Origin of the sequence: Leyella stercorea, assembly GCF_021531355.1 — a bacterium.
Taxonomy (GTDB): domain Bacteria; phylum Bacteroidota; class Bacteroidia; order Bacteroidales; family Bacteroidaceae; genus Prevotella.
Genome location: NZ_JADYTS010000009.1, coordinates 17,633 through 39,731, shown reverse-complemented (window position 1 = coordinate 39,731; position 22,099 = coordinate 17,633). Strand labels below are relative to the sequence as shown.

At 44.6% G+C, this 22,099-nt stretch carries 14 protein-coding genes; 4 read left to right on the top strand and 10 right to left on the bottom strand.

Annotated features, from left to right (window positions below; genetic code table 11):
* Positions 1-3 precede the first annotated feature (3 nt).
* Together I6E38_RS04030 and I6E38_RS04025 are read left to right on the top strand one after the other, a co-directional pair.
* On the top strand, positions 4-6,099 hold the full coding sequence (locus I6E38_RS04030) for a DEAD/DEAH box helicase (protein ID WP_235392807.1): 6,096 nt from the start codon (positions 4-6) through the stop codon (positions 6,097-6,099).
* Positions 6,100-6,222: 123 nt separating this feature from the next.
* A complete protein-coding gene (locus I6E38_RS04025) occupies positions 6,223-7,701 on the top strand; it encodes an RNA-binding domain-containing protein (protein ID WP_235392806.1) in 1,479 nt (492 codons plus the stop codon).
* Between the two features lie 48 nt (positions 7,702-7,749).
* On the opposite strand, the gene I6E38_RS04020 is transcribed toward I6E38_RS04025, so the two are convergent.
* The 9 genes from I6E38_RS04020 to dnaK all read right to left on the bottom strand — a co-directional run bounded on the left by I6E38_RS04020 (position 7,750) and on the right by dnaK (position 17,309).
* Positions 7,750-8,187: a hypothetical protein gene (locus I6E38_RS04020; protein WP_235392805.1), complete on the bottom strand. Its 438-nt coding sequence runs from the start codon at positions 8,185-8,187 to the stop codon at positions 7,750-7,752.
* A gap of 21 nt (positions 8,188-8,208) precedes the next feature.
* On the bottom strand, positions 8,209-9,435 hold the full coding sequence (locus I6E38_RS04015; protein ID WP_235392804.1) for a relaxase/mobilization nuclease domain-containing protein: 1,227 nt from the start codon (positions 9,433-9,435) through the stop codon (positions 8,209-8,211).
* A 12-nt stretch (positions 9,436-9,447) separates the two neighbouring features.
* The gene (locus I6E38_RS04010; RefSeq protein ID WP_235392803.1) at positions 9,448-9,816 is read right to left on the bottom strand and encodes a plasmid mobilization protein; all 369 of its coding nucleotides are present in this window, start codon (positions 9,814-9,816) and stop codon (positions 9,448-9,450) included.
* Positions 9,817-10,015: 199 nt separating this feature from the next.
* Positions 10,016-11,053, bottom strand: a complete 1,038-nt coding sequence (locus I6E38_RS04005; RefSeq protein WP_235392802.1) for a DUF6371 domain-containing protein — start codon at positions 11,051-11,053, stop codon at positions 10,016-10,018.
* A 73-nt stretch (positions 11,054-11,126) separates the two neighbouring features.
* Complete coding sequence (locus tag I6E38_RS04000; protein ID WP_235392801.1) at positions 11,127-12,500, bottom strand: DUF3987 domain-containing protein; 1,374 nt, start codon at positions 12,498-12,500, stop codon at positions 11,127-11,129.
* Positions 12,500-12,859: a helix-turn-helix domain-containing protein gene (locus tag I6E38_RS03995; protein WP_235392800.1), complete on the bottom strand. Its 360-nt coding sequence runs from the start codon at positions 12,857-12,859 to the stop codon at positions 12,500-12,502. The genes I6E38_RS04000 and I6E38_RS03995 overlap by 1 nt, the downstream gene beginning before the upstream one ends.
* Positions 12,860-13,350: 491 nt before the next feature.
* Positions 13,351-14,625, bottom strand: a complete 1,275-nt coding sequence (locus I6E38_RS03990; RefSeq protein ID WP_235392799.1) for a site-specific integrase — start codon at positions 14,623-14,625, stop codon at positions 13,351-13,353.
* A complete protein-coding gene (locus I6E38_RS03985) occupies positions 14,622-15,182 on the bottom strand; it encodes a helix-turn-helix domain-containing protein (protein ID WP_235392798.1) in 561 nt (186 codons plus the stop codon). Before I6E38_RS03985 ends, I6E38_RS03990 begins: the two co-directional genes overlap by 4 nt.
* A 210-nt stretch (positions 15,183-15,392) precedes the next feature.
* Positions 15,393-17,309, bottom strand: coding sequence for a molecular chaperone DnaK (gene dnaK, locus I6E38_RS03980; protein WP_235392797.1), 1,917 nt, complete (start codon positions 17,307-17,309; stop codon positions 15,393-15,395).
* Between the two features lie 285 nt (positions 17,310-17,594).
* Here dnaK and I6E38_RS03975 point away from each other — a divergent pair, with 285 nt between their 5' ends.
* Positions 17,595-18,776, top strand: coding sequence for an acyloxyacyl hydrolase (locus I6E38_RS03975; RefSeq protein ID WP_235392796.1), 1,182 nt, complete (start codon positions 17,595-17,597; stop codon positions 18,774-18,776).
* Here I6E38_RS03975 and I6E38_RS03970 read toward each other — a convergent pair.
* On the bottom strand, positions 18,730-19,992 hold the full coding sequence (locus tag I6E38_RS03970) for a dicarboxylate/amino acid:cation symporter (protein WP_235392795.1): 1,263 nt from the start codon (positions 19,990-19,992) through the stop codon (positions 18,730-18,732). The genes I6E38_RS03975 and I6E38_RS03970 overlap by 47 nt on opposite strands.
* Positions 19,993-20,196: 204 nt before the next feature.
* Here I6E38_RS03970 and I6E38_RS03965 point away from each other — a divergent pair, with 204 nt between their 5' ends.
* Positions 20,197-21,981 (top strand): DUF4091 domain-containing protein, encoded by a 1,785-nt coding sequence (locus I6E38_RS03965; RefSeq protein ID WP_407936638.1) that lies wholly within the window; start codon positions 20,197-20,199, stop codon positions 21,979-21,981.
* Positions 21,982-22,099: the final 118 nt, after the last annotated feature.

The following is a 22,099-nucleotide window of genomic DNA, read 5'->3' as shown; positions in this document are numbered from 1 at the left end:
GATATGAACTACGCAGATTTCTATACATCCGCAGAAAAGGTGCTTATAGACTCCTTGGTGTCTCTCTGGCTCAGAGGTAAAGCCAAGGAAGTGGCATATATGCGCCATATTTTATCAAAGGAAGAACCTTTGATGGCGGAACCTGTGTTTCAATCTATATTTCCTTGGGAAAATAGCAAGGAAACATTTGGTGAGCATGCAACAAAATTGCATATACTATCCCCTTCTTTCGTGGAGGCTTTGGGGAGTGACAAGGTTGATGAGGAAATGAGATTTCCTATGAGTCGTTGCCCTTATAAGCATCAGACAAAGAGTTGGAAAACAATGTTGTCTGGTGAGGGTAAAACGATTGTCGTTACCTCTGGTACTGGTTCAGGAAAGACGGAGTGTTTTATGATACCTGTTCTTCAAGATATAGCAAACAGAAAAGAGAAGAATTGTGTTCAGGCTATCTTTCTCTATCCTCTCAATGCCTTGATGAAAAGCCAACAAAAGCGTATTCATGCCTGGTGTAATGCACTTCCCAACAAAGTCACTTATGCCATTTATAATGGTGACACTGAAAAGAGCAAAAGAACAGAGAGTTTTACTTCTAAGTTCTTCCCTCAATTGGTAACTCGTCCACAAATTCGTGAGACCCCTCCACAGGTGTTGTTTACGAATCCGACGATGCTAAACTACATGTTGGTACGTGCTGAGGATAAAGCCATTTTGGAAAAGTCACAAGGCAAACTGAAATGGATCTTGCTTGATGAAGCCCATACCTATACGGGGTCTTCTGCTGCGGAATTGTCGTTGCAGTTGCGCCGTGTTCTTGATGCTTTTGGGGTAACTATTGATCAGGTTAACTTTGCCGTAACATCTGCAACAATAGGTGATGAGGACAATCCTGCTGCTGAACAAAAATTGAAGACGTTTGTCTCACAATTAACAGGTAAGCCTGCTGATAGTATCGTGGTGATTGGTGGAAAACGAATCGTTCCAGAAATGGATGCAGCCAAAGCAACAGTGGCAATAGAAAGCATAAATGCTAAATATGGGACAAAGATTTCTCTTGCAGATATTGAGAGACTTCGCAAAAAGCTGAATGCCAATCCTGTGCTTTCTACCAAGCAGATTGCAAAGCAATTGGATAGTGTTATAAGTAAAGACACTGTAAAATCACTTGAAGTAATAAATGCTTTGAGCGACAAAGTCGATGGATTGAATAAAGCTGATGGTGGAAAGGCGGCATTGTTACCTTCTAGAATCCACTATTTTATACGTTCAATTAATGGCGTGTATGCTTGTGTGAATCCAGAGTGCAGCCGACATAAGAAGATTAGATTGGGGATAGGCAGCTTAACTACCTATCAGAACACTAATTGTCCTGTTTGTAAATCCAAAATGTTGGAGGTCGCAACCTGTCCTTCATGTGGTGGTTTGATTGTCGTAGGAGAAAACAGCACATCGGAAGGATTCCGAATGCATGTAAATACAGTGGATTTGGATAATGGTGTGTTCTTTGATACGGATGAGGATCTTATAACAAGCGAAGATCTTAGTGTTGATGACGGTAGGGTAAGACAAGAAGCTGCAGGATATACGCCTTTCTATTTCGCAAAACCTTCTAAGCTTTGTTTGCGTCATCATACTCATGTGGAAAAGCATGTCTTTAATCATGAGAAAAACAAGATAGAAATTGCTCCAGATGATGCAGATAAGGCAACTGTATTTGAGTCTTTGCGTCATTCGGAAAACAACAAGGACTTATGCCCTTATTGTGGCAATTCTTTAGGTCACGTTAATTATTTACGAGCAAGTGCGACCCAGATGGGGCGTGCCTTGGCCACAACTATCTTGGATAATGCGGAAGAGGTAAAGAGTACTGATTCTGAAATTCTGTACAAAGGCAAAAAGTATATAACTTTTACCGATAACAGACAAGGTTCTGCTCGCACAGCTATGGGATTAAATCAAGATGTGGAACGTGCTTGGATTCGTGCCAGCATTTTTCATAAAATGGCTGATATGAGACTTGAAAGAATTGAACCTTCTGGTTTAACGGATGAAGAAAAGCAGACATATCAATATTTGAGTACACAGCCAAAGGAAGCTTTGCCTCCTTTCCTTCTTACAGAACTGAAACGTCTTGAAGCTAAAAAAAGTGGAAAGCAAGTTGTTCCTGCTCCACCAGAAGTGTCGTTTGATGAGATTAGTACAGCATTGGAAAATAATACTGATTTCAGAAAGCTTTATAAACATATCAATGAGGCACGTGGAGGCAAAGGGGCAGAGAACACGACGGTTTATCTCAGGGCGTTGTTGATAGATCAATTCGGTTGGATTCCGAAACGAGCAAATTCTATGGAGACTATGGGATTTGTACGATTGGTATATCCTGACTTGAAAAAGGCAAAGTGTCCGGAAGCTCTTTTGGCAAAGGGCTGTAAAGATGAAGATTGGCAAGACTTTTTGAAAATCTGTATTGACTATGTTATTCGTGGTGGCAGACATTATATGATGGCAGGAGATGTCAAGCCTTATTTGACTCAGAATATCTATATGTCGGAAATCTACCCAAAGGATTCTGATAAGCGTGTAAATGGGAAGCCAGTGAGTAAATGGCCTGTAGTGAGACAGAGACTGGATGGAACGGTACAAGATGACCAAAATAGATTGGTGCTTCTTCTTTGTGCTGTTTTAGGTTACAATGACGCAGAGCAGATTGATGATGGTAAGGTTGCCATTATCAACAACCTCTTGGATAAAGCTTGGGGATTTCTGACATCAAACATACTTGACCCTGTAAATACCGAGGACAGAGGATATATGTTGGATTTGATAGGGAAAAAGGTAAAATTGCAATTGATGGAAAAGGGTTACCTTTGTCCTGTTGACAATGTCGTTGTGGATGTAACTTTCAAAGGATATAGTCCACGTATTAATGGATATATAGGAAAGGAAAACTTTGATAGATTCAAGGTGGCAGCGACCTTTAAATACCCATATTTCCCTTTCAAGTCGACAGAGTTGGATGACAAGAAAATTGCTGCATGGATTGACGAAAATTTATCTTCCCAGAAAGAGTATGGTGTTTATACAGGGTTGCACGAGAGGGTTTATGCCCAGAAACCAATCTTTATTTCTGCGGAGCATTCTGCCCAGCAATCTCGTGAAGATTTGGATAAATATGAAAAGGAGTTCAATGAGGGACATCTAAATGTGTTGTCATGCTCTACAACTATGGAAATGGGTGTGGATATTGGTGGTATCAGTGAGGTGGTCATGAACAACGTGCCACCAAAATCCGCTAATTATCTGCAACGTGCAGGTCGTGCAGGTCGTAGAAGTGAGTCAAAAGCTTTGGCTCTGACTTTTTGCGCCCCTAACCCGATTGGCGCAAACACATGGAAGCATCCTGATTACCCAATTACGCATTTGACGGAAACTCCTTTGTTAAAGTTGGAAAGTCGTCAGTTGATTCAACGTCATGTAAATGCTATGGTGTTTGCAGATTTCGTATCTATACAGGGTGGAATACGAGTTACAGCCAAATTGGAGGATTTCTTTGTCGCAAATGACGGATTGTGCTATTTCGACAAGTTCCTGAATCATATTGATAGCATTATTGGCTGTAATAGAACAGACCTTGATGCGTCATATAAGGCCTTAGTAAGGGGAACAGCCTTGGACAACATTCCATTGAGTGATGCTGTTTTCACAACTAAAAAAGATATTACGGCAGTTCGAGGATTGTACCAAGCACGTATAGATAGTTTGGATAAAACGATAAAATTGTTGGAAGAAGAGGACGGAAATAGTGCAGCATTAAGATCTGTACAGTATCAAAAAGACAATTTCCTTTCAACTTCTCTTCTGACCTATATGGCAGAACATTCGTTCTTGCCAAGTGCTGGCATTCCTACAGGTTTAGTGCAATGCGTGTTGGGCAAAAATAATGAAGAGAACTCTCCGACTATGCATTTAAGTCAAGCCATTTCTGCCTATGCTCCTGGTAAGCAAGTCGTAAAGAATGAATGGATATATCAACCTGCTGGAATTTTGATGAAGACGAAGTATGATGATAATACAACAAGATACGTGCTGCAAAATTGTACGCATTGTGGTTATACCGTTATACGACAGGGTAATGTCCTGAACGATTGTCCTAAATGCGGCAAGGAAAACTCAATGCATGGAATTAAGGACATGAGCATTTCGACTGAGCAACGTTTTACGGAAGTGGTTGAGCCTGTAGCTTTCAGCGTAGCATTTGGTTCAAAGCCAACTCGAAAAATGAATGCACAGGGAGAGATGAGTTTTGTTCAGCCTGTACTGTTGAAGATGGATCCGTGGCAAGAAAAAACTTCTGCTGCAAAAATGGTTGTGCGTTGCTCTACAAACGAGTCCGAAATATTGTTTTTTAATAGAGGAAAAAGCACCTATGGTTTTGCTTTTTGTCCTTATTGCGGAAGAATGGAGTATGAGCAAAGTCCAGATTACTCAGAAAATGTTCTTGCTGGTCATAAGCATTTATCTACTGGCCTTCCATGTCCAGGAGGTGAAGCAAATGGTAGAAATATTAGAAGACACGTTCTGCTTGTTGGACGTTATCAAACAGATTTCGTAGAAGTTAAATTCTATGATGCTGCTAATGTCTTGGTAAGAGATAGTGAAACGCTATATTCATTGGGTGTCATATTGAGTAGAAAACTTACAGAATTGCTGGGAGTTAATGATGGTGAGATAGACTTTGGTTATAATGAGGCCAGTCACTCTATCTTCATTTATGATACAGCTCTCGGTGGAGCTGGCTATTCTCCACTTTTCCGTGAATATAAAGACAAGGTGTTGGAAAAAGCTTATGAAGCATTGGCGAAGTGTGATTGTGAGCGTTCTTGCACCAAGTGCTTGATTGACCGTAGATCTCAGTGGTATATCAATTACTTAAATCGTCAAAAGGCTTTGAAGTGGTTGGAAATGGAGCGCAATTCAAGAGTTGCCCCAAAGTCAATTGTGTCTGAAATTCATGATGCCTCCGCAGTAACAACGGATTTTTCGACAGAATTCTATCAACTTACTCGCAATGATAACGTGAAGTCATTGAAAGTATTTGTGGATAATGATTATGACAATTGGCAACTTGATGATTTCCCTTATAGTAAGTTATTGGGTGAACTCTCTTTGTCTGGGGTTGATGTGGCTTATGTTTGGAATAAGAGCATACGAATATCATCATGTTCAGCTTCTTCAAAAGCTATTTTGATGGCTGCATTGTTCAAAAATAAATTCGAGTATGTAAAGGTTGGATTAAGGGATTCTTTGAAACCATTACTTGCCGTGACATTTAGTGATGGAACGAAGAAAATGTATTTTGGCGAAAATGTTGACACCTCTTTGACAGCTAAGTGGGGAGATGGAGATGTGTTCTCTTCTTTAAGTAACATTCTGATGGAATATGTTCCTATTAATCCGTCCGATGTTTTGTCTGAAATGAATGCAGATGATGGTTCTATCATGTTTGATGCTCGTATTCTGGAAGATTGCAATGTTGGCAATTTATGTGCAAAGTTGATGAAATGCAAATCAGAGAAGTGGGAGCGAATAATTTCTGGTATGAATGGGAAAAATGTCAGCTTGACCTATTCAGACCGTTACTTGGTCACTCCATTGGGTTGCATTCTTTTGGCGCATTTCATTGCGGATGTTCAGCAAAAACTGAATGTGAATATTGCATCATTGAATATCATTGTAAAAAAGCCAAATGGAGATTCTTATGGCAGTCATGGTGTTCGTTTGGAAAGAGAATACGGAGACAATATGGCAAGAAATAGTTTCTTGGAGGATGTTGTCAGAGAATTGACTGGTATAACTCCTACGATTGTGGATCACGGCTATATAGAGCATGAGCGTTGTATTTCCATAAAATCAGCAGATGTCGAACTCTGCATTCGTCCTGACGCTGGTATAGCCCATGGATGGAGTTTGTTTGGTGGAAGCAACTCTGACTGTACGGACGATGACTTTAGGTTCGATTGGGATATGGATCTTCCATTGTATAATAAAAAGCAATATTATTCGGGAATATTATATACAATTTCGTATAATAAGCTGTAAATAACTATCATATACAATAAGCAAATACAAAATACTTAATCTCTTCATAAAAGGCTCCCTTTGCATTTTTAATCTACATGAGTTAACTTGTATGGAGCTTGTTAAAATAGAAATATTATATACATGAACATCAAGATACAAAACCTTCTTTCCCAAGGTGAGCGTGTAACGCTTGAATGCAAGAAAGCGCAGCGTAGTGTTCCCAATTCTCTTTGGGACACTTACTCCGCTTTTGCAAACACTTATGGCGGCACTATTCTTCTTGGAGTGTATGAGAACATGACAGAGAATGACCCTGCCAAACGATTTGAAATCATTGGCGTGGAAGATGCTGACAAGATACGCAAGGATTTGTGGAATATGGTAAACAGCAAGGAAAAAGTGAACATCAACTTGCTACGTGATGAAGACATACAAACTATTGATGTTGACGGCAAAAATGTGATTATAATCAATGTTCCTAGGGCCACATACACAGAACGCCCAGTTTACATCAACAACAATCTAACAAAGGGTACGTTCAAGCGTAACCATGAAGGCGACTATCATTGCACGGAGCAAGAACTGAAGATGATGCTCCGTGATGCCAATGAAGCTGGCAACGATGGAATGCTCTTGGAATACTACACGATGAACGATGTTGACGTTCCAACATTGGAGCGTTACCGCAAGATGTTCCAGACTCTTCATCCAGAACATCAATGGAACTCTTATGACGATAAGGAATTCTTGATGAACTTTGGAGGATATGCCAAAGACAGAAGAACAGGAGAAGAAGGATTGACCATGGCTGGACTCCTAATGTTTGGTAAGGGACTGCCAGTGCGTGAGCGCTTTGACAACTTACGTATGGACTATATCGACAAGTCGAACCTTATAGGAGACCAACGTTATAGTGACCGACTGACATACGATGGAACTTGGGAGAACAACCTGTTCAACTTTATCCGTATGGTTATTCCAAAGCTGACACGTGATTTGCCACGACCTTTCAGCATGGATGGCGTGATACGTACAGACGATACTTTACAGGCCAAAGCCATTCGTGAGGCTGTCACCAACATGATTATCCATTCCGATTTCATGCTTAACGGAATATTGAAAGTCGAGAAGTATGATGATTGCTTTGTGTTGACAAATCCTGGACTGCTAAAGCTCCCAATAGAACAAATTTACAGAGGTGGAGAGTCAAAAGCACGTAATCAGCGTATGCAGAATATGTTTCGCATGATTGGCTATGGTGAGAACCTTGGCTCAGGCTTTCCTCTCATCCTAAATGCTTGGAATGAAAAGCATTGGATAAAGCCAGAATTGTTGGAACAGCCCGAACTTATGCAGGTGAAGTTGACCCTCCATATTCAGAATGAGTCAACAAATGAGCCTGTAAATGAGCCTGTAAATGAGCCTGTAAATGAACGGAAGCAAGCTATTCTTTCTGCAATGAAGCAAAATCCATCTATAACAAGAGAAGATTTGGCAAACAGACTCGATGTTTCGCTTGCAACGCTAAAAAGAGAACTGACTTCGCTAAGAAAGAAAGGCTACATAGCTCGTAGCGGAAGTGATAAAAACGGGCAATGGCTCATTCTTAAAAATATTTAATACTTTACAGGTGGCTAATCCAAACATTCGTGGTTAGCCACCTGTCTTTTACGATGACTTGGCCATCAGATACAAGGTGATTACACCATAAACTACAATCTGTACCACACCCCATACCTTTAGCCAAAAGTCTGACAGCCAAATGCCCTCACCTTGTTTACAAACTTCGCAAATACGCTGCTCATGAGCCTTTATCATGGCTAATTGTTTTGCAACGTGTTTTTTCAAAAGCTCCGTTTCTTCTTGGATGTAGCCATTCTTCACAAGGCGAAATTGGTCCATGTCAGATTGTTTGACAGATAATTCTATTGGCTGTGAGGTTATGTTTTTTAGTTGCTCTACAACAGACAATAAGCATTTGTTCAACTGAGAAGTTGCTTCTATAAGTTTGGCTATTTTGTCAGTCTCCGTATTCAGTGTTTCCGTATTGTCAACACTCTGCATCAGAGTGGAGATGTCAACTTTGTCATTCTTTGATGTTCTCATATCGTAAAATTGTATTGATGTTCATCGTCTGTTTCCTCTTTTGATTGCAGGACGGCACATGTGGCTTGCCATTCGTGCGCATCGTCTTGCCCACTCCAAATCATCTTCATCCTTGTCTCTTCCCCAACCATCGGGAGTGCTGCCACCACCGCCAGAAGATTCTGACATCTGCGTAGCCGCATCAAGATAGCCAGCGAAAAGAAGAATGGCTGTTCGCTGCAAATCATTGATAGTGGCGAATACGTTGTTCTCTGATAACGACACTTCTTGCATAAGAATATCGTTAATATTCGATGGAATATCTATCTCGTAGTCACAATAATTCCAGTTGAAGGAATGGTGTATCAACGGTTGGGATTGGAACTCGTTGCAGTTTCTGCACCTTGCATTATTTGCAATTTGCAGTTCTTCGGATGTATTCTTCTCATGACTATCTATGTCTGTATTTTCTTTTTGGAGAACTACTTTGCGCAGTTCATTCCATGTCGCTTCTATCTTCGATGGCATAAGATTTCTGCTTTTACCAAGAGACGAAGATTTATAAGTGGAGTTGCCTCTCTTTATGGAATATCCACGGACAATATTTTGAGAGTCCTTTTGCAGCATCACATCATAGCCATATTGTTTTAGTCGCTCCACATAATCATTCCAATCAAACCTATCCATAGAACGGAGAGCATCCATACAGGCATTCGTTATCTCTTGTTTGTTTTGCATTGAAATGTCGGACGCTTGTACCCAACCTCTACGCTTGGCAATATTATTGGCAGCAGCCATTGCCCTTATATGGATATTATGGTCATTGTTGATGTTTCCGTCATTGTCTATTCGGTTGGCATCAATGTGAAGATGCAAAATGCCACTCTTACTGTCACGGTGAAGTGACACTACATATTGGCTGTTACGGAGATTGGTGTGTTTGTCTTTTGCACGTTTTGTTTTCTCAGATAAATCGATGGAGTCAAACTCTCGAATGAAATCGTCTGCAAGTTTTTCCCAATCCGCATTAGTCCAGCCTTTGGTTTCATCGGCTGTTGGCGACACCTCAATTCTTATCATGTTGTTCTTGATTGCCTTGGAACGCTCGCCAAGAAACTTTGCCTGATGCAATAGCATTCTTGACCATAAAGACTCAGCAGCCACATTGTCGGGCAACAGGTGCAACTTGATAATGTCCGACTTGTCTTTGTTTACTACATATCGCATGGAGTTGGCACCATGTGATATTGCTCTTGCCTTTGCTATCATAATAGTCGATGTTTATAATGTCAGATAATCCTTGATGTCGCCCCAACGAGTTATAAGTGGAATGGCTGCTTTCATCCATTCTTCAACAAACTTGGTATTGTGAAAATACAGTCCTCGTTTATCGCTCTGAATGCTCTTGACTGCGCTGACAATTCTAATCAAGTCGCCACGTGCATCAGCCAAACTGCACAAAGCTTCAATTTCTCGGTCGGTCAGTCTTTGTTTGGGATGTTGCCCCAATACACATTTGCGTACATAGTTACTTACTGTCAAGCCACAGGTATTGGCAAGTTCTGCCACTCGGTTGTATTCGTCAGAGGTTACTCTGACCTCCAAGCGCTCCGTGCGCTTGGGCGTTGTATTATTCTTTGCTGTTGCCATAATATGGTGTTTATAATTGTTGATATTAGGGAATAGAAAAGGCATCGGTGCGAGCTTGCGAGTACTGCAAGAAGCCATTGACGTATGAATAAGCCTCGCTGATTTGTACGACATTGGCATTTCTTGCAACGCTACCAATAAACCATCTGACACAACCTCATCCATTTCTTCCCTTTATTCGTTATTGTTTCAAGTCACATTATTGCATAGGCTTGCTTTCGGCGTTGTAAAAACCTACGACCTCCAATTGCAATCGTTCTACCAATGTGCCAATGCAAGGATTGCGCTTTATCATTCGCTGAAGTGCCATTACTGGTGTTTCTGTCATGAGCAGGAAATCGGCAATATCCAATCCACTTTTACGTTGCTCTTCGGTAGCTACAAGTTCCAAGTGTTCACTTATAATAACCTTGCTACATACATTAGAAAGCATAGGCATCTTGGCTTTCCATGCCTCAAATGCTCCCAAATCAGGACACAACATAACCGAGCGGTTCTTCAACACCTTTATGCTTTCTTCCTTGAAACAGCCATGTATTCCGCCTGTAGCTAGCCATATAAAATCGGGCATGAAGTGTGTAGCTATTAAAGCGGACTTCTCACTCTCCACAATTGCTACTGGCTTGGATGGATATTGCGGTAATATATGTTCACCGAACAAGCATTGCTTCATGTTGAAGTTATCCAAGTGTAGTTCGCTATGCACCCAACTCACATAACTGTGCGGTTCTTTCACTCTATGACCATTAGACAAGTTGTATAGCATTATCTTACCTGACCGCACTCGACCGTGCCAGTCTATTTGCCAGTAAACAGTAGCACAGCCCCATTTCTTTGAGGTGCCGACTTTGTACAGGTGGAATATCCGTTCTGTTTCCTCTTTCCCCATGATGCCACTCAAGAAAACAAACAGAGGGTTTATGCTATAATTGGATAGTGTTCGTTCCATCAAGCATTTGTCAATATAAGAGATTGGTCGTTCTTGTTGCATCGCCTTTGTTGTATGGCATTTCCAATCTACATTATCAATTAACATTGGATTGTCCTTGAAATAATCAGATGGCTTGTAATGGTATTGACATGACTGCTCATGGTCACATCTACCCACATAGTCAGGGAAGTGTATCTTTCCCTCTATGTCAATATATCTGACAAAGCAACGCTTCTTGCCACATTTAGGGCAAGTGGTTTTGTTGCCACGCTTGTATCTTTGAAGCACAAATCTATATTCAGCCATAATAGTTGCTTTTTATGAAACAGAGAAAAGGAACTGCAAACTGCAATAACTGCAAGGTGCAAAACAATGGGTATTATTGCAGTTTCTCGTATTCTCCTCGTTTTACTTTCTTGATTATCTTGTCGGTTACAAGACCGACTAAGGCATACATGACCGACCTTTCCGACAAGCCGACTTCTTTTCCTGCTTGAATGGCATCTGCCGTTGTAAATGTCTTGCCCACATTGTTGAGAAATTCTTTCTTCTGTGGTTCTATTCCATCCAACACCATGAACTTTTGAATAGCTGTATAACAGTTCTCAAAATAATCACTCAACCGAATGGCTGCTTTGATGGAGTCTATATCCACATAGTTCTTATGCACCTCGCCACAAGCCCATCGCAAGATTTGGATAGTCAATGCAAGTCGGGCAGTCAACATGGGCATTTTCATAATGCGACTATCCACCAATGCGTCATCCTTTATCTTGTTGACAGCTCCAATTGCAGCATTGCGCCATGCCGTAAAGTAATTGCTGGCATCTTTTGAGAATTTCAATACATTCTGTATTGTATCATCATCTTCATTCATAGAATATGGCAAATCCCAAATCTTTTCTATGACAGTTTTCCACAATGTAGAATAGTTGTCAAAAGAGGAAGAACTTGAAGGTTCATCATCCGCCCAATCTGCTATCTTCTGCGAAGTAGGATATACAAACAGAAAGCGGTCTAAGAAACCATTGGCTTTATAGCCTTTGTCTATCAGTTCGTGCATTCGTATGGTTTGCATAGTGCCGACTATGTTTATAAATGGATGTTCAATATGGATAGGAACGGGCATACTGCAACGTGACACATCCAAAGCCTTGCCACTGAACGCAGTCAAGAGTTGTTCTATCAACTGACCTTTGCTGTATTGGTTTACGGCATTGAACATACCCATGATTTCATCCACATACAATACGACTCCACGCTTATTGTCGTCATGCGCACGTATCAAGGCTTCTGGTGTGAAGTCGGATATTATGGTTCTGCGCAATATCGGCTTAGGCGGAAGTGTTCCACTATCTTCTTTCTTGCCTCGCTGCCGTTCCAATGCCTCATTGTAGAGTTCCATTTCTTCCTTGAACTTACGGATAGCCTTAGCATCATGCTTACGGATTGGGCGAAAGGCAAAGTCAAGAGGCGGTGTCTTGCCCATGCCTGGCCGTCCCACCAATATCATATACATAGCAGCATTGCTTATCCAACCGCCACGAATACAGATGTTCACCGCATTGCCGATAGCTGTTGATGCAGCAACCAGCAATGAGGCAAGCGTGTATTCTATGGAGTAGTTTTCTTGACGAGCCAATGCGAGAACCATGTCCTGTAATTTTGCAGGAAGTGCGTCCAGTGGTATCTTGTTCTCATAGACACCTTCAAACTCCATTCTTAAACTGTTGCATAATTCAAGTGCATCCATTAGAATCTGTGGTTACGTTTTGATTTAAGGAACTGGGCAGCTTCCGCCTCCAACTCCTTTTGCGATTTAATCTTACCATCATGCAACCATGTATCTATCTCTGATTTGAGAAACATGATGCGTTTGCCTCGCTTGTGAAAAGGTATCTGGTGGCAGCTCGTCCAACCATAAACAGTTTGTTCGGCAGGATGATAGGGAAGATACTCACACAGTTCTTTCAAGTTCATCCATTGATTCGTCTGTGGCAGCACAGATTGGTTATTGATATTGTCAACCTTTGATGTAAGTTCGTTCAACTTATCCATCATCCATGTCATTGCTTTGGGCAAATCCTCAAATGTAATGTTCTTTTCTGTCATATCGTTCATTGATTTTATTGTTCGATTTGAGTGCAAAGTAACATGGATTTTGAATGCTGATTTTATGCTGACAGACATCACATAAACAATCATCATCGAAACATAGTTGTCATATACAAAAGTTATTGATAATCAATACAGGTAATGACATCAGTCATTATCATTTTGTTTCGGCTATGGTGCTTGTCATTAGTACATCATAAGGCTATCATAAGATGGTGTCGTATGTATCCTTATTGGTCTTTGTGGATATATGAGGTGACTTCAAATCACTCCATAATAGAAGTTACAAAGGGTATGACTTGTAATCACATTCCTGTGACGGTATAGACAGTTATAAGGGAGTCGTTTCAACCGTACCCCTTATGCCGTTTTATAAAGCATCCATAGTTCCGTGGAGATGGGTTCGGTTGAAACAACCCCATAAAAAAGAAAAAGCCACCCACAACAATGCGTGTGGATGGCAGTATATAATAAGGTGTAATTTAGGTCTATTCGGTTGTTTCATTTGTATCTGCAAGAGGTAAGTCCAAAGTAATTCTCTTTGTGGCATTCTCTTTCTTTGCATCAACAACCTTTGCGTAAATTTGTGTTGTGCGAACATTGGTATGACCAAGCATTTTGCTGACAGTGTATATGTCTGTACCACCCGCCAACTGGAGCGTTGCATACGAATGGCGGAAGCAATGGAATGAAATATGCTTCTTTATTCCGGCTGCTTCAACCCATCTTTTGACAGGACGATTTATCCAAGATGGTGCTGGCAATCCTGCAAACACAAGTAAGTCTCCATCTTGTCGTTCACCGCAAAGTTGAAAGGCTTGTTCTGAGATTGGCATGTACTCAACGCCCTTTGTCTTTTGTTGCGTGAAGTTCAAGCGATAATTGCCGTTGAACATTTCCACTTCCGACCATTTCAATTTCTGAATATCGCAATGACGAATACCTGTGAGAGCAGAGAATAAGGCTGCACGTTTCAACAATGGGTCGCACGGTGTTTGCGCCAAACGGTTCAGTTCTTCCACAGTCAGGTATTCCCTACGGCTTTCTTGTTCTTGTATGCCTTTCACCTTTGCCGATATGTCAATGGTTAGGTAGCCGTCAATGAAAGCCTGTTTCAGTCCTGCTTTGAAAATGGCAAAGTAAGTGGAAGCCGTGTTCTGTGAGATTGTGCCAGACTTATTGCCCCCTTGCGGAGCAGTCATCAAGAAACGCCGGAATGATTCTACTAACTTCAGATCTATGTCTGCAAACAAGATAGTATCGCCTTTGGTAAATATCTTCAACAACTCGCCTACACGCCTCCAGTTAACGATAATCGAGTCTGAACTATTGGCATGGCGAGTGTCGGCTACATGGGCAAAGTATTCAAGGAAGTTGCAGCGTGAGCGTTCCATCTGTTCTACCTGTTCGGTTTCCTCAGCCGAATAGAGTGAAGCGTTATCGTATTCCTTTTGGCGCATACTCCTTACCTTGTCGGCATAGATACACGCTTCTTGGTCAAGTTGCGACTTGCATACGATTATGCCATTCAAATCTCGCTTGGGCTTATAAGTGGTCTTGCCATCGGCACCTGTTCGGGCATTGCGTGACTTGTCAAATACCGGAGTAGTTATCGTGCGGTTCAGGTACTCACGCAGTCGTTGTGGCTTGTCCTTGCCCGATTGGAATACAGGATAAGCCTCAATGTAAAGATACCATTCATCATGATATTCTGACTTGCGGAGTTTCACCGTCACTCGTGTATGGGCTAATGCTTTCTTCATTGTTTTGCTCCTTTATATAGGTTGTCAATTTCTTTTTTGGGTACATACACATAGTTGCCTATCTGCCGTGTCGGTATAGAGTACTTGCGTATATGCGCATACACCGTACTGTCATTGACCTTATACTTCTTGCTTATCTCTCCAATAGTATAGCAGTCCTTAGGTTCAAGACTATAAAGTTTCTTCACTTGTTTCGGTTTTTCCGTAGCCTTGGGACGAAGAGGATAGAGTTTCATAAGTTCCTCTTTGCTCACTCGTATTTGGTTCGTACCGAGATTGATGTGAGAAATCTGTCCTTTTCGTATAAGCCTGTAAAGAGTAAAACGACTGATACCAAACAAGGCGTATGCCTCCGTTACCTTGATGAAGTCTTGCTCCTTTGGAATGGTTTTGACCACCTTGTCAAGAAGTTTGTTTCTTTCCTCTTCGTCATGCCTACGCTTCCATGCTGTCTTGGAACATTTGGGCGAACAGTACCAGGACTCTATGGTCTTAGCCATAAACTCCTCGCCACACACCTGACACTTGCGTATTATTTGAAATTTCGATGCTGCCATATTTATTGCCTTTTCTATATAATAACGTAGAAAGAGTGTTTTTGTTGCACATTATCTACTATTTTGTTGCGTTACAAATATGGTACAAATATACAATAAAATAACGAGAAACAAGCATAGTCATCCGCAAGTGTTAAAAACGAAAATAGGGCGCAACTCATTGAGTTACACCCTATTTTACTATTTATTGTTATAGATGTTTATCAATACTTATTTCACCTCCTCGAAGTCAGCATCCTGGATTGTCTCGTCGCTCTTAGCGTCGCCACCAGCCTGCTGCTGCTGTGCGCCAGCACCTGCCTGAGCACCTGCGCCCGGCTGTGCGCCACCCTGATACATCTGTGCAGAAGCTGCCTGCATAACGTTGTTGAGGTTGGCGATGGCAGAGTCGATAGCTGCAACGTCGGCTGCCTTGTGAGCGTCCTTGAGCTGCTGGAGAGCCTGCTCGATGCCCGGCTTCTTGTCAGCAGGAATCTTGTCACCGTTGTCCTTAAGGAAGTTCTCGGTGGTGAAGATCATGGAGTCAGCCTGGTTGAGCTTGTCAATCTTCTCGCGTTCAGCCTTGTCCGAAGCAGCGTTCTGCTCAGCCTCAGCCTTCATGCGCTCGATTTCCTCCTTGCTCAAGCCTGAAGAAGCCTCGATGCGGATGGCCTGCTCCTTGCCTGTAGCCTTATCCTTAGCCGATACATTGAGGATACCGTTGGCGTCGATGTCGAATGTAACCTCAATCTGAGGAACACCACGGCGAGCCGGAGCGATGCCCTCAAGGTTGAACTGACCGATTGACTTGTTCTGTGAAGCCATCGGACGCTCACCCTGGAGTACGTGGATAGTTACGGCAGTCTGGTTGTCGACAGCTGTTGAGAATACCTCGCTCTTCTTTGCAGGGATAGTTGTGTTAGCATCGATAAGCTTTGTCATTACGCCACCCATTGTCTCGATACCAAGAGTAAGCGGAGTAACGTCGAGCAATACGATGTCGCCTACGCCGCTCTCCTTGTTGAGGATAGCGCCCTGGATAGAAGCACCTACGGCTACCACCTCATCAGGGTTAACACCCTTTGAAGGCTCCTTGCCGAAGTAGTTCTTAACGAGAGTCTGAACAGCAGGTATACGGCTTGAACCACCTACGAGGATAACCTCGTCGATATCTGAAGTCTGGAGCTTTGCGTCGCGGATAGCGTTCTGGCAAGGTACGAGGCAAGCCTGGATGAGGTTGTGAGCCAACTGCTCGAACTGTGAACGAGTCAGAGTCTTAACCAAGTGCTTTGGCACACCACCCTCGGCTGAGATATACGGAAGGTTGATTTCTGTAGAAGTTGTGCTTGACAACTCGATCTTAGCCTTCTCGGCAGCCTCCTTCAAGCGCTGCATAGCCATCGGATCCTTAGAGAGGTCGATGCCCTCGTCGGCCTTGAAGCCCTGTACGAGCCAGTCGATGATTACCTGATCGAAGTCGTCGCCACCGAGGTGAGTGTCACCGTTGGTAGAAAGTACCTCAAACACACCACCACCGAACTCGAGGATTGAGATATCGAATGTACCGCCACCGAGGTCGAATACGGCAATCTTCATGTCCTTGTTGGCCTTGTCTACACCGTAAGCAAGAGCTGCGGCAGTAGGCTCGTTCACGATACGGCGAACGTTAAGACCAGCAATCTGACCTGCCTCCTTAGTAGCCTGACGCTGTGAGTCAGAGAAGTAAGCAGGAACAGTGATAACTGCGTCAGTTACCTCCTGACCGAGATAGTCCTCAGCGGTCTTCTTCATCTTCTGAAGCACCATAGCTGAGATTTCCTGCGGAGTATACTTGCGGCCGTCGATGTCAACGCGTGGGTAGCCACCTTCGTTAACTACGCTGAACGGAACGCGCGTAACCTCCTTAGCGCACTGCTCATAGGTCTCACCCATGAAGCGCTTGATAGAATATACGGTGTTCTTCGGGTTTGTGATAGCCTGACGCTTTGCAGGGTCGCCTACCTTACGCTCACCGTCCTTTACGAATCCAACGATTGAAGGAGTTGTGCGCTTACCTTCGCTGTTGGCGATTACTACAGGTTCGTTGCCCTCAAAAACGGCAACACATGAGTTTGTAGTACCTAAGTCGATTCCAATAATCTTTCCCATAATGTATCTTTTTTTATTTTTATTTCGTGATTAATATTTGTATGCTGAACAGCAGCACTACGACTGCGTTCGCCGTATAATATACAAATGGTGTGCCAAAACTCAGAATGCTAAGTTCGTACTGACATTTCACGGGGCCAAAAGCCTGTCAATATGGCACAGAAACGAAAAAAGGAAAGATTTATATGACATTTTTTGCAAAACGATATAAAATACTTACTTTTGCAATTATATTACTCACGTGAGAAAGATATTCACGTGAGTACAGAAACAAAGTATCGTGAAATGAAAACAACACCTTATTATATATTATGGGCTTTGCTTGCGCTTTTAGCCCTGCCCATGTCGGCACAAACCGAGCCGGAGCCTTCCGACTCGTCAGCCACCCGCCACTTCGTACATCAATTAATGTTCGACTATCGTCCGGGCGCCATACTGCATACCAACGACTTCCTGCGTGGCAAGAATCCCGAAGTGCGCACCATGAACCACGATATGGGCTATTACCTTAAGTATGCCTTCTCGGCTCCCGAGGGCAGCGAGCAGGCACGCATCTACCGCGACACTTACCAAGGCATTGGCATCGGATGGAACGAGTTCAATCCGCAGTTGGGCAATCCGGTGTCGGTATTTCTGTTGCAAGGCGCACGCATAGCCAGTCTGAGCAATCGACTGGCGCTCAACTACGAGTGGAATCTCGGACTTACCTTCGGATGGAAACCGTACGACGAGATTGACAATCCCGACAACAAACTGATAGGTTCGCGCGTCACGGCATATATCGGGTTCGACCTGTATATGCGCTGGATAGCCTCGCGCCATGTCGACCTCAACTTCGGCCTCAACGTGACCCACTACTCCAACGGCAACACGCAGTTTCCTAACCTTGGCCTCAACACAGCCGCTCTGCGCATCGGTGCCGCCTATTACATCAACCGCCACTCGCCTCGCCTACTCTATCGTCACGAAGCCATGCCAGCCGTGAGCCACGACATCACCTACGACCTTATATTATATGGCGCATGGCATCAGCGTGGCTACTATATGAGCGACGGCGAAGCTTACATCTTACCCGGAACGTATGCCGTGGCAGGATTCAACTTCAACCCGATGTACCGCTTCAACCACTGGCTGAAGGCAGGCTTATCGCTCGACGGCACCTACGACCGTGGCGCCAACGTCGACCTTGCTGGTGTAGCACCAGAGTCGGTGTGGCGCCAGATGGCGCTCGGAGCGTCGGCACGTGTAGAGTTCTGCATGCCTTATTTTGCCATCAACTTCGGCATAGGCAGCAACTTCGTCAACGCCACCGACGACTTCCACGGCATATACGAACTGTTAGCGCTGAAGCTGAATCTTACGCACCGCTTCCTGCTGCACATAGGCTATTGCCTCAACGACTTCCACCGACCCAAGCACCTTATGCTTGGCGTGGGCTGGCGTTTCGGACATCTCGGTCGGTCATAGCCGCAACACACGAGTCCGACCACACATTCTCGGCTGTCTCAATCATGTCGAGCACGGTGAATACGGGCAGGATGATGCCCATAATGGCTATCGGTGCGCCCACGCCCGACATCAACGAGAGTGTAAGGAAGTAGCATCCCATAGGCACTCCGGCGTTGCCGATGGCTGCTATCACCGATATGAAGAGCCACATAATCATTGTACCCCATGTAATCTCGACCCCGCCATTCTGCATTACGAACAGCGATGTGACGAATATGAACGCTGCACATCCGTTCATATTTATAGTAGTGCAGATGGGCAGTACGAAGCGTGCCACACGACTGTCCACACCCAGACGCTCCTCGGCGCTCTGAATGGTGACGGGCAGCGTAGCCGCCGAACTCTTGGTGAACAATGCCATAAGTACAGCAGGAGTCATGGCACGAGCCACGCGTATAGGATTCAGTCCGCGAGCCATGAGGAACAGCGGCAACACCACGCAGAACTGCAACAGATTGCCACCCAATATCACAGCCACATACTTGCCTATCGACGTTACTACGGTGCCTGCAGTAACCTCAGCCGACAGCTGTGCTGCAAACGCCACGATGCCTATAGGCAGAATGTCGATGAGCCAGTGGATGAGTGTAGACACAAGGTTCTGCAATCCGTAGAGACCGTTCATCAGCGTGCGCTTGCTGTCAGTCTCGGGCATACGTGCCAGGGCAATGCCCACAGCCACAGCTATGAGCAGCAGCGAGAGCACATTGCCCTCAACCAGCGGGCGCAGCACATTGTCGGGCACAATGCCAATGATATAGTCCATGTATGAGGCGTCGCCAAGTTCCTGCTTCACCGAGTCAATGCCCGTGTCGCCCTGAATAGCCTCAAGCGGCAGATTGTCGGGCGAGATAATCCGGTACAGCAGCATGCCCACGGCAGCTGCAGCCACCGTAGTGAGCAGCGTGTAGGTCAGCGTGTGGCGGAATATGCGTCCTGTATCTTTCTGCGTGCCGAATCGGGCGAGCGTAGTGGTGACGGCAAAGGCTATAGTAGGTATAGCCACAAACTGAAAAAGGCGGGTGTAAATGGTAGCCACGAAGTTGGTGGCACTGTCAATCCATCCCACACCAAGCATTCCGAGCACCGTACCGATGACGAGTGCTCCGAGCCACAACCAGAAGTTCTGCGACTCAGCACAGCTATGCTGAGCCATCTCTTTGTTATTATCCATATCAGTATTTCTGTTTTCTTAAAGCGTTAATTCCGCAAAATTACAAAACTATCGTCATTCTTGCAATAGTCTTAATTTGGTATTTTAGATTTAAAACCATCGAAATATCATCAGAAAAGGCTAACTTTGTAAGCGTATAGCTGATTTTGCAAGCTTACACACCAATAGCCGACAATCATAAACAATCACTAAAACCAATCAATAATGAAGAAAATCAGACTTTCGGTTGCATTGTGCGCTGTTGCCATGACAGCGCTCACTGCCAACGCACAGAGCAGTCAGCCAGCCGACATCTTCCCACTCGGCCATTACGAAGAACTGACCGACACCAAGCCGCACGACTCCGATGCTGCATGGGCTAAGCTCGCTCAGCCCACACAATTGAGCTGGGCATCAATCGACACACGCTACCGCCGCCTCGACATTCCGAAGGTGAAGACGCAGAAGGCAGTCAGCCTAAAGGCATGGCGCGGCGAACGTGTCAACGCCCAGGCTGTGCTTTGGACCAATGTCAATCTCGACGACGTGCAGATTGCCGTCACCGACCTGCGTTCGGGCAAGGCCGTTATCCCTGCATCTGCCATACACACCAACTTTGTGCGCTACGTCATGACCGACGAGCTCAACAAGGACGGCAGCGGATGCGGCTATCGCAATCCTGCCGACTGGGACTCATCGGTAGTGGCTGATGTGCTCGACATCAACAAGACATTGCCCGTGCGCCGCAACACCACGCAGCCTATATGGGCAAACGTGTGGGTGCCGCAGGATGCAAAGCCCGGCAATTACACCGCACAGATTACCGTGAGCGGCAAGAACATGAAGCCGCAGACGTTGCAACTCAAGTTGCAGGTCATCAACCGCACGCTGCCCTCACCGCAGCAGTGGACCACCAACCTCGACCTCTGGCAGAACCCCTACGCCGTAGCCCGATACTATAAGGTGCCGCTGTGGAGCAAGGAACACTTCGACGCAATGCGCCCCATCATGAAGATGCTTGCCGATGCCGGACAGTATAGCATCACCACGAGCATCATGCACAAGCCGTGGAACGGACAGACCGAAGACCATTACGACTCGATGGTGACACGCATCAAGCACATCGACGGCTCGTGGACGTTCGATTATGCCGTCTTCGACCGATATGTCGACTTCATGATGAACGACGTCGGCATCAACCGGCTCATCGCCTGCTACACAATGATTCCGTGGGACTTGCGCTTCGACTACTACGACGAGGCTACCAATCGCATACAGTTTGTCAAGGCTAAGCCCGGCGAGGCTGCCTACACCGAATACTGGGGCACGTTCCTGCGCGACTTCGCCAAGCATCTGCGCCAGAAGGGATGGTTTGATAAGACCTGCATAGCCATGGACGAGCGCCCGATGAAGGACATGCAGGCAGCGATAAAGGTGATAAAGGATGCCGACAAGGACTACAAAATCTCGCTCGCAGGCATCTATCACGAGGAGATTGAGCGCGACCTGTATTATTATTGTATAGCTTACGGTCACGATTTCCCGCAGGATGTGCTCGCCCGTCGTCGCGCCGAGGGCAAGATAAGCACCTACTACACTTGCTGCACCGAGGGATTTCCCAATACATTCACCTTCTCGCCACCTGCCGAAGCGGCATGGATGGCTGTGCACGCATTGGGCGGCGACTACGACGGCTACCTGCGTTGGTCGTACAACAGCTGGACACGCGACCCGCTGCGCGACTCTCGTTTCCGCTCATGGGCTGCCGGCGACACCTATTGCATCTATCCCGGTCCGCGCTCAAGCATCCGTTTCGAGCGTCTGATAGAGGGTCTGCAGATTTGCGAGAAGATTGTTCAGCTGCGCAAGGAATACACACGCACCGGACAGAAGGCAAAGTTGCAGAAACTGAACAATATGGTGAAGAAGTTCACACCGCAAGAAGTCCCCGCCAGCAAGCGCGCCTTGGCAGCGCCGATGGTGGAAGCAATTGAGCAATTGCTCAATTAATTAAAAATTAAGAGTTGAAAGTTGAGAATCTTATAGTTGAGAATTGAGACTTGAATGTTGAGAGTTGAGAGTTATGATATGCCATATATAATGTTTATATACATACCATTTTGATTAC

Excerpts from the sequence above, each read along its gene's own strand:
- I6E38_RS03965 (WP_407936638.1), top strand. The coding sequence starts at position 20,197 with ATGAAGAAAATCAGACTTTCGGTTGCATTGTGCGCTGTTGCCATGACA.
- I6E38_RS04010 (WP_235392803.1), bottom strand. The coding sequence starts at position 9,816 with ATGGCAACAGCAAAGAATAATACAACGCCCAAGCGCACGGAGCGCTTG.
- I6E38_RS03970 (WP_235392795.1), bottom strand. The coding sequence starts at position 19,992 with ATGGATAATAACAAAGAGATGGCTCAGCATAGCTGTGCTGAGTCGCAG.
- I6E38_RS04020 (WP_235392805.1), bottom strand. The coding sequence starts at position 8,187 with ATGAGAACATCAAAGAATGACAAAGTTGACATCTCCACTCTGATGCAG.
- I6E38_RS04030 (WP_235392807.1), top strand. The coding sequence starts at position 4 with ATGAACTACGCAGATTTCTATACATCCGCAGAAAAGGTGCTTATAGAC.
- I6E38_RS03995 (WP_235392800.1), bottom strand. The coding sequence starts at position 12,859 with ATGACAGAAAAGAACATTACATTTGAGGATTTGCCCAAAGCAATGACA.
- I6E38_RS04015 (WP_235392804.1), bottom strand. The coding sequence starts at position 9,435 with ATGATAGCAAAGGCAAGAGCAATATCACATGGTGCCAACTCCATGCGA.
- I6E38_RS04005 (WP_235392802.1), bottom strand. The coding sequence starts at position 11,053 with ATGGCTGAATATAGATTTGTGCTTCAAAGATACAAGCGTGGCAACAAA.
- I6E38_RS03985 (WP_235392798.1), bottom strand. The coding sequence starts at position 15,182 with ATGGCAGCATCGAAATTTCAAATAATACGCAAGTGTCAGGTGTGTGGC.
- I6E38_RS03990 (WP_235392799.1), bottom strand. The coding sequence starts at position 14,625 with ATGAAGAAAGCATTAGCCCATACACGAGTGACGGTGAAACTCCGCAAG.
- I6E38_RS04025 (WP_235392806.1), top strand. The coding sequence starts at position 6,223 with ATGAACATCAAGATACAAAACCTTCTTTCCCAAGGTGAGCGTGTAACG.
- I6E38_RS04000 (WP_235392801.1), bottom strand. The coding sequence starts at position 12,500 with ATGGATGCACTTGAATTATGCAACAGTTTAAGAATGGAGTTTGAAGGT.
- dnaK (WP_235392797.1), bottom strand. The coding sequence starts at position 17,309 with ATGGGAAAGATTATTGGAATCGACTTAGGTACTACAAACTCATGTGTT.
- I6E38_RS03975 (WP_235392796.1), top strand. The coding sequence starts at position 17,595 with ATGAAAACAACACCTTATTATATATTATGGGCTTTGCTTGCGCTTTTA.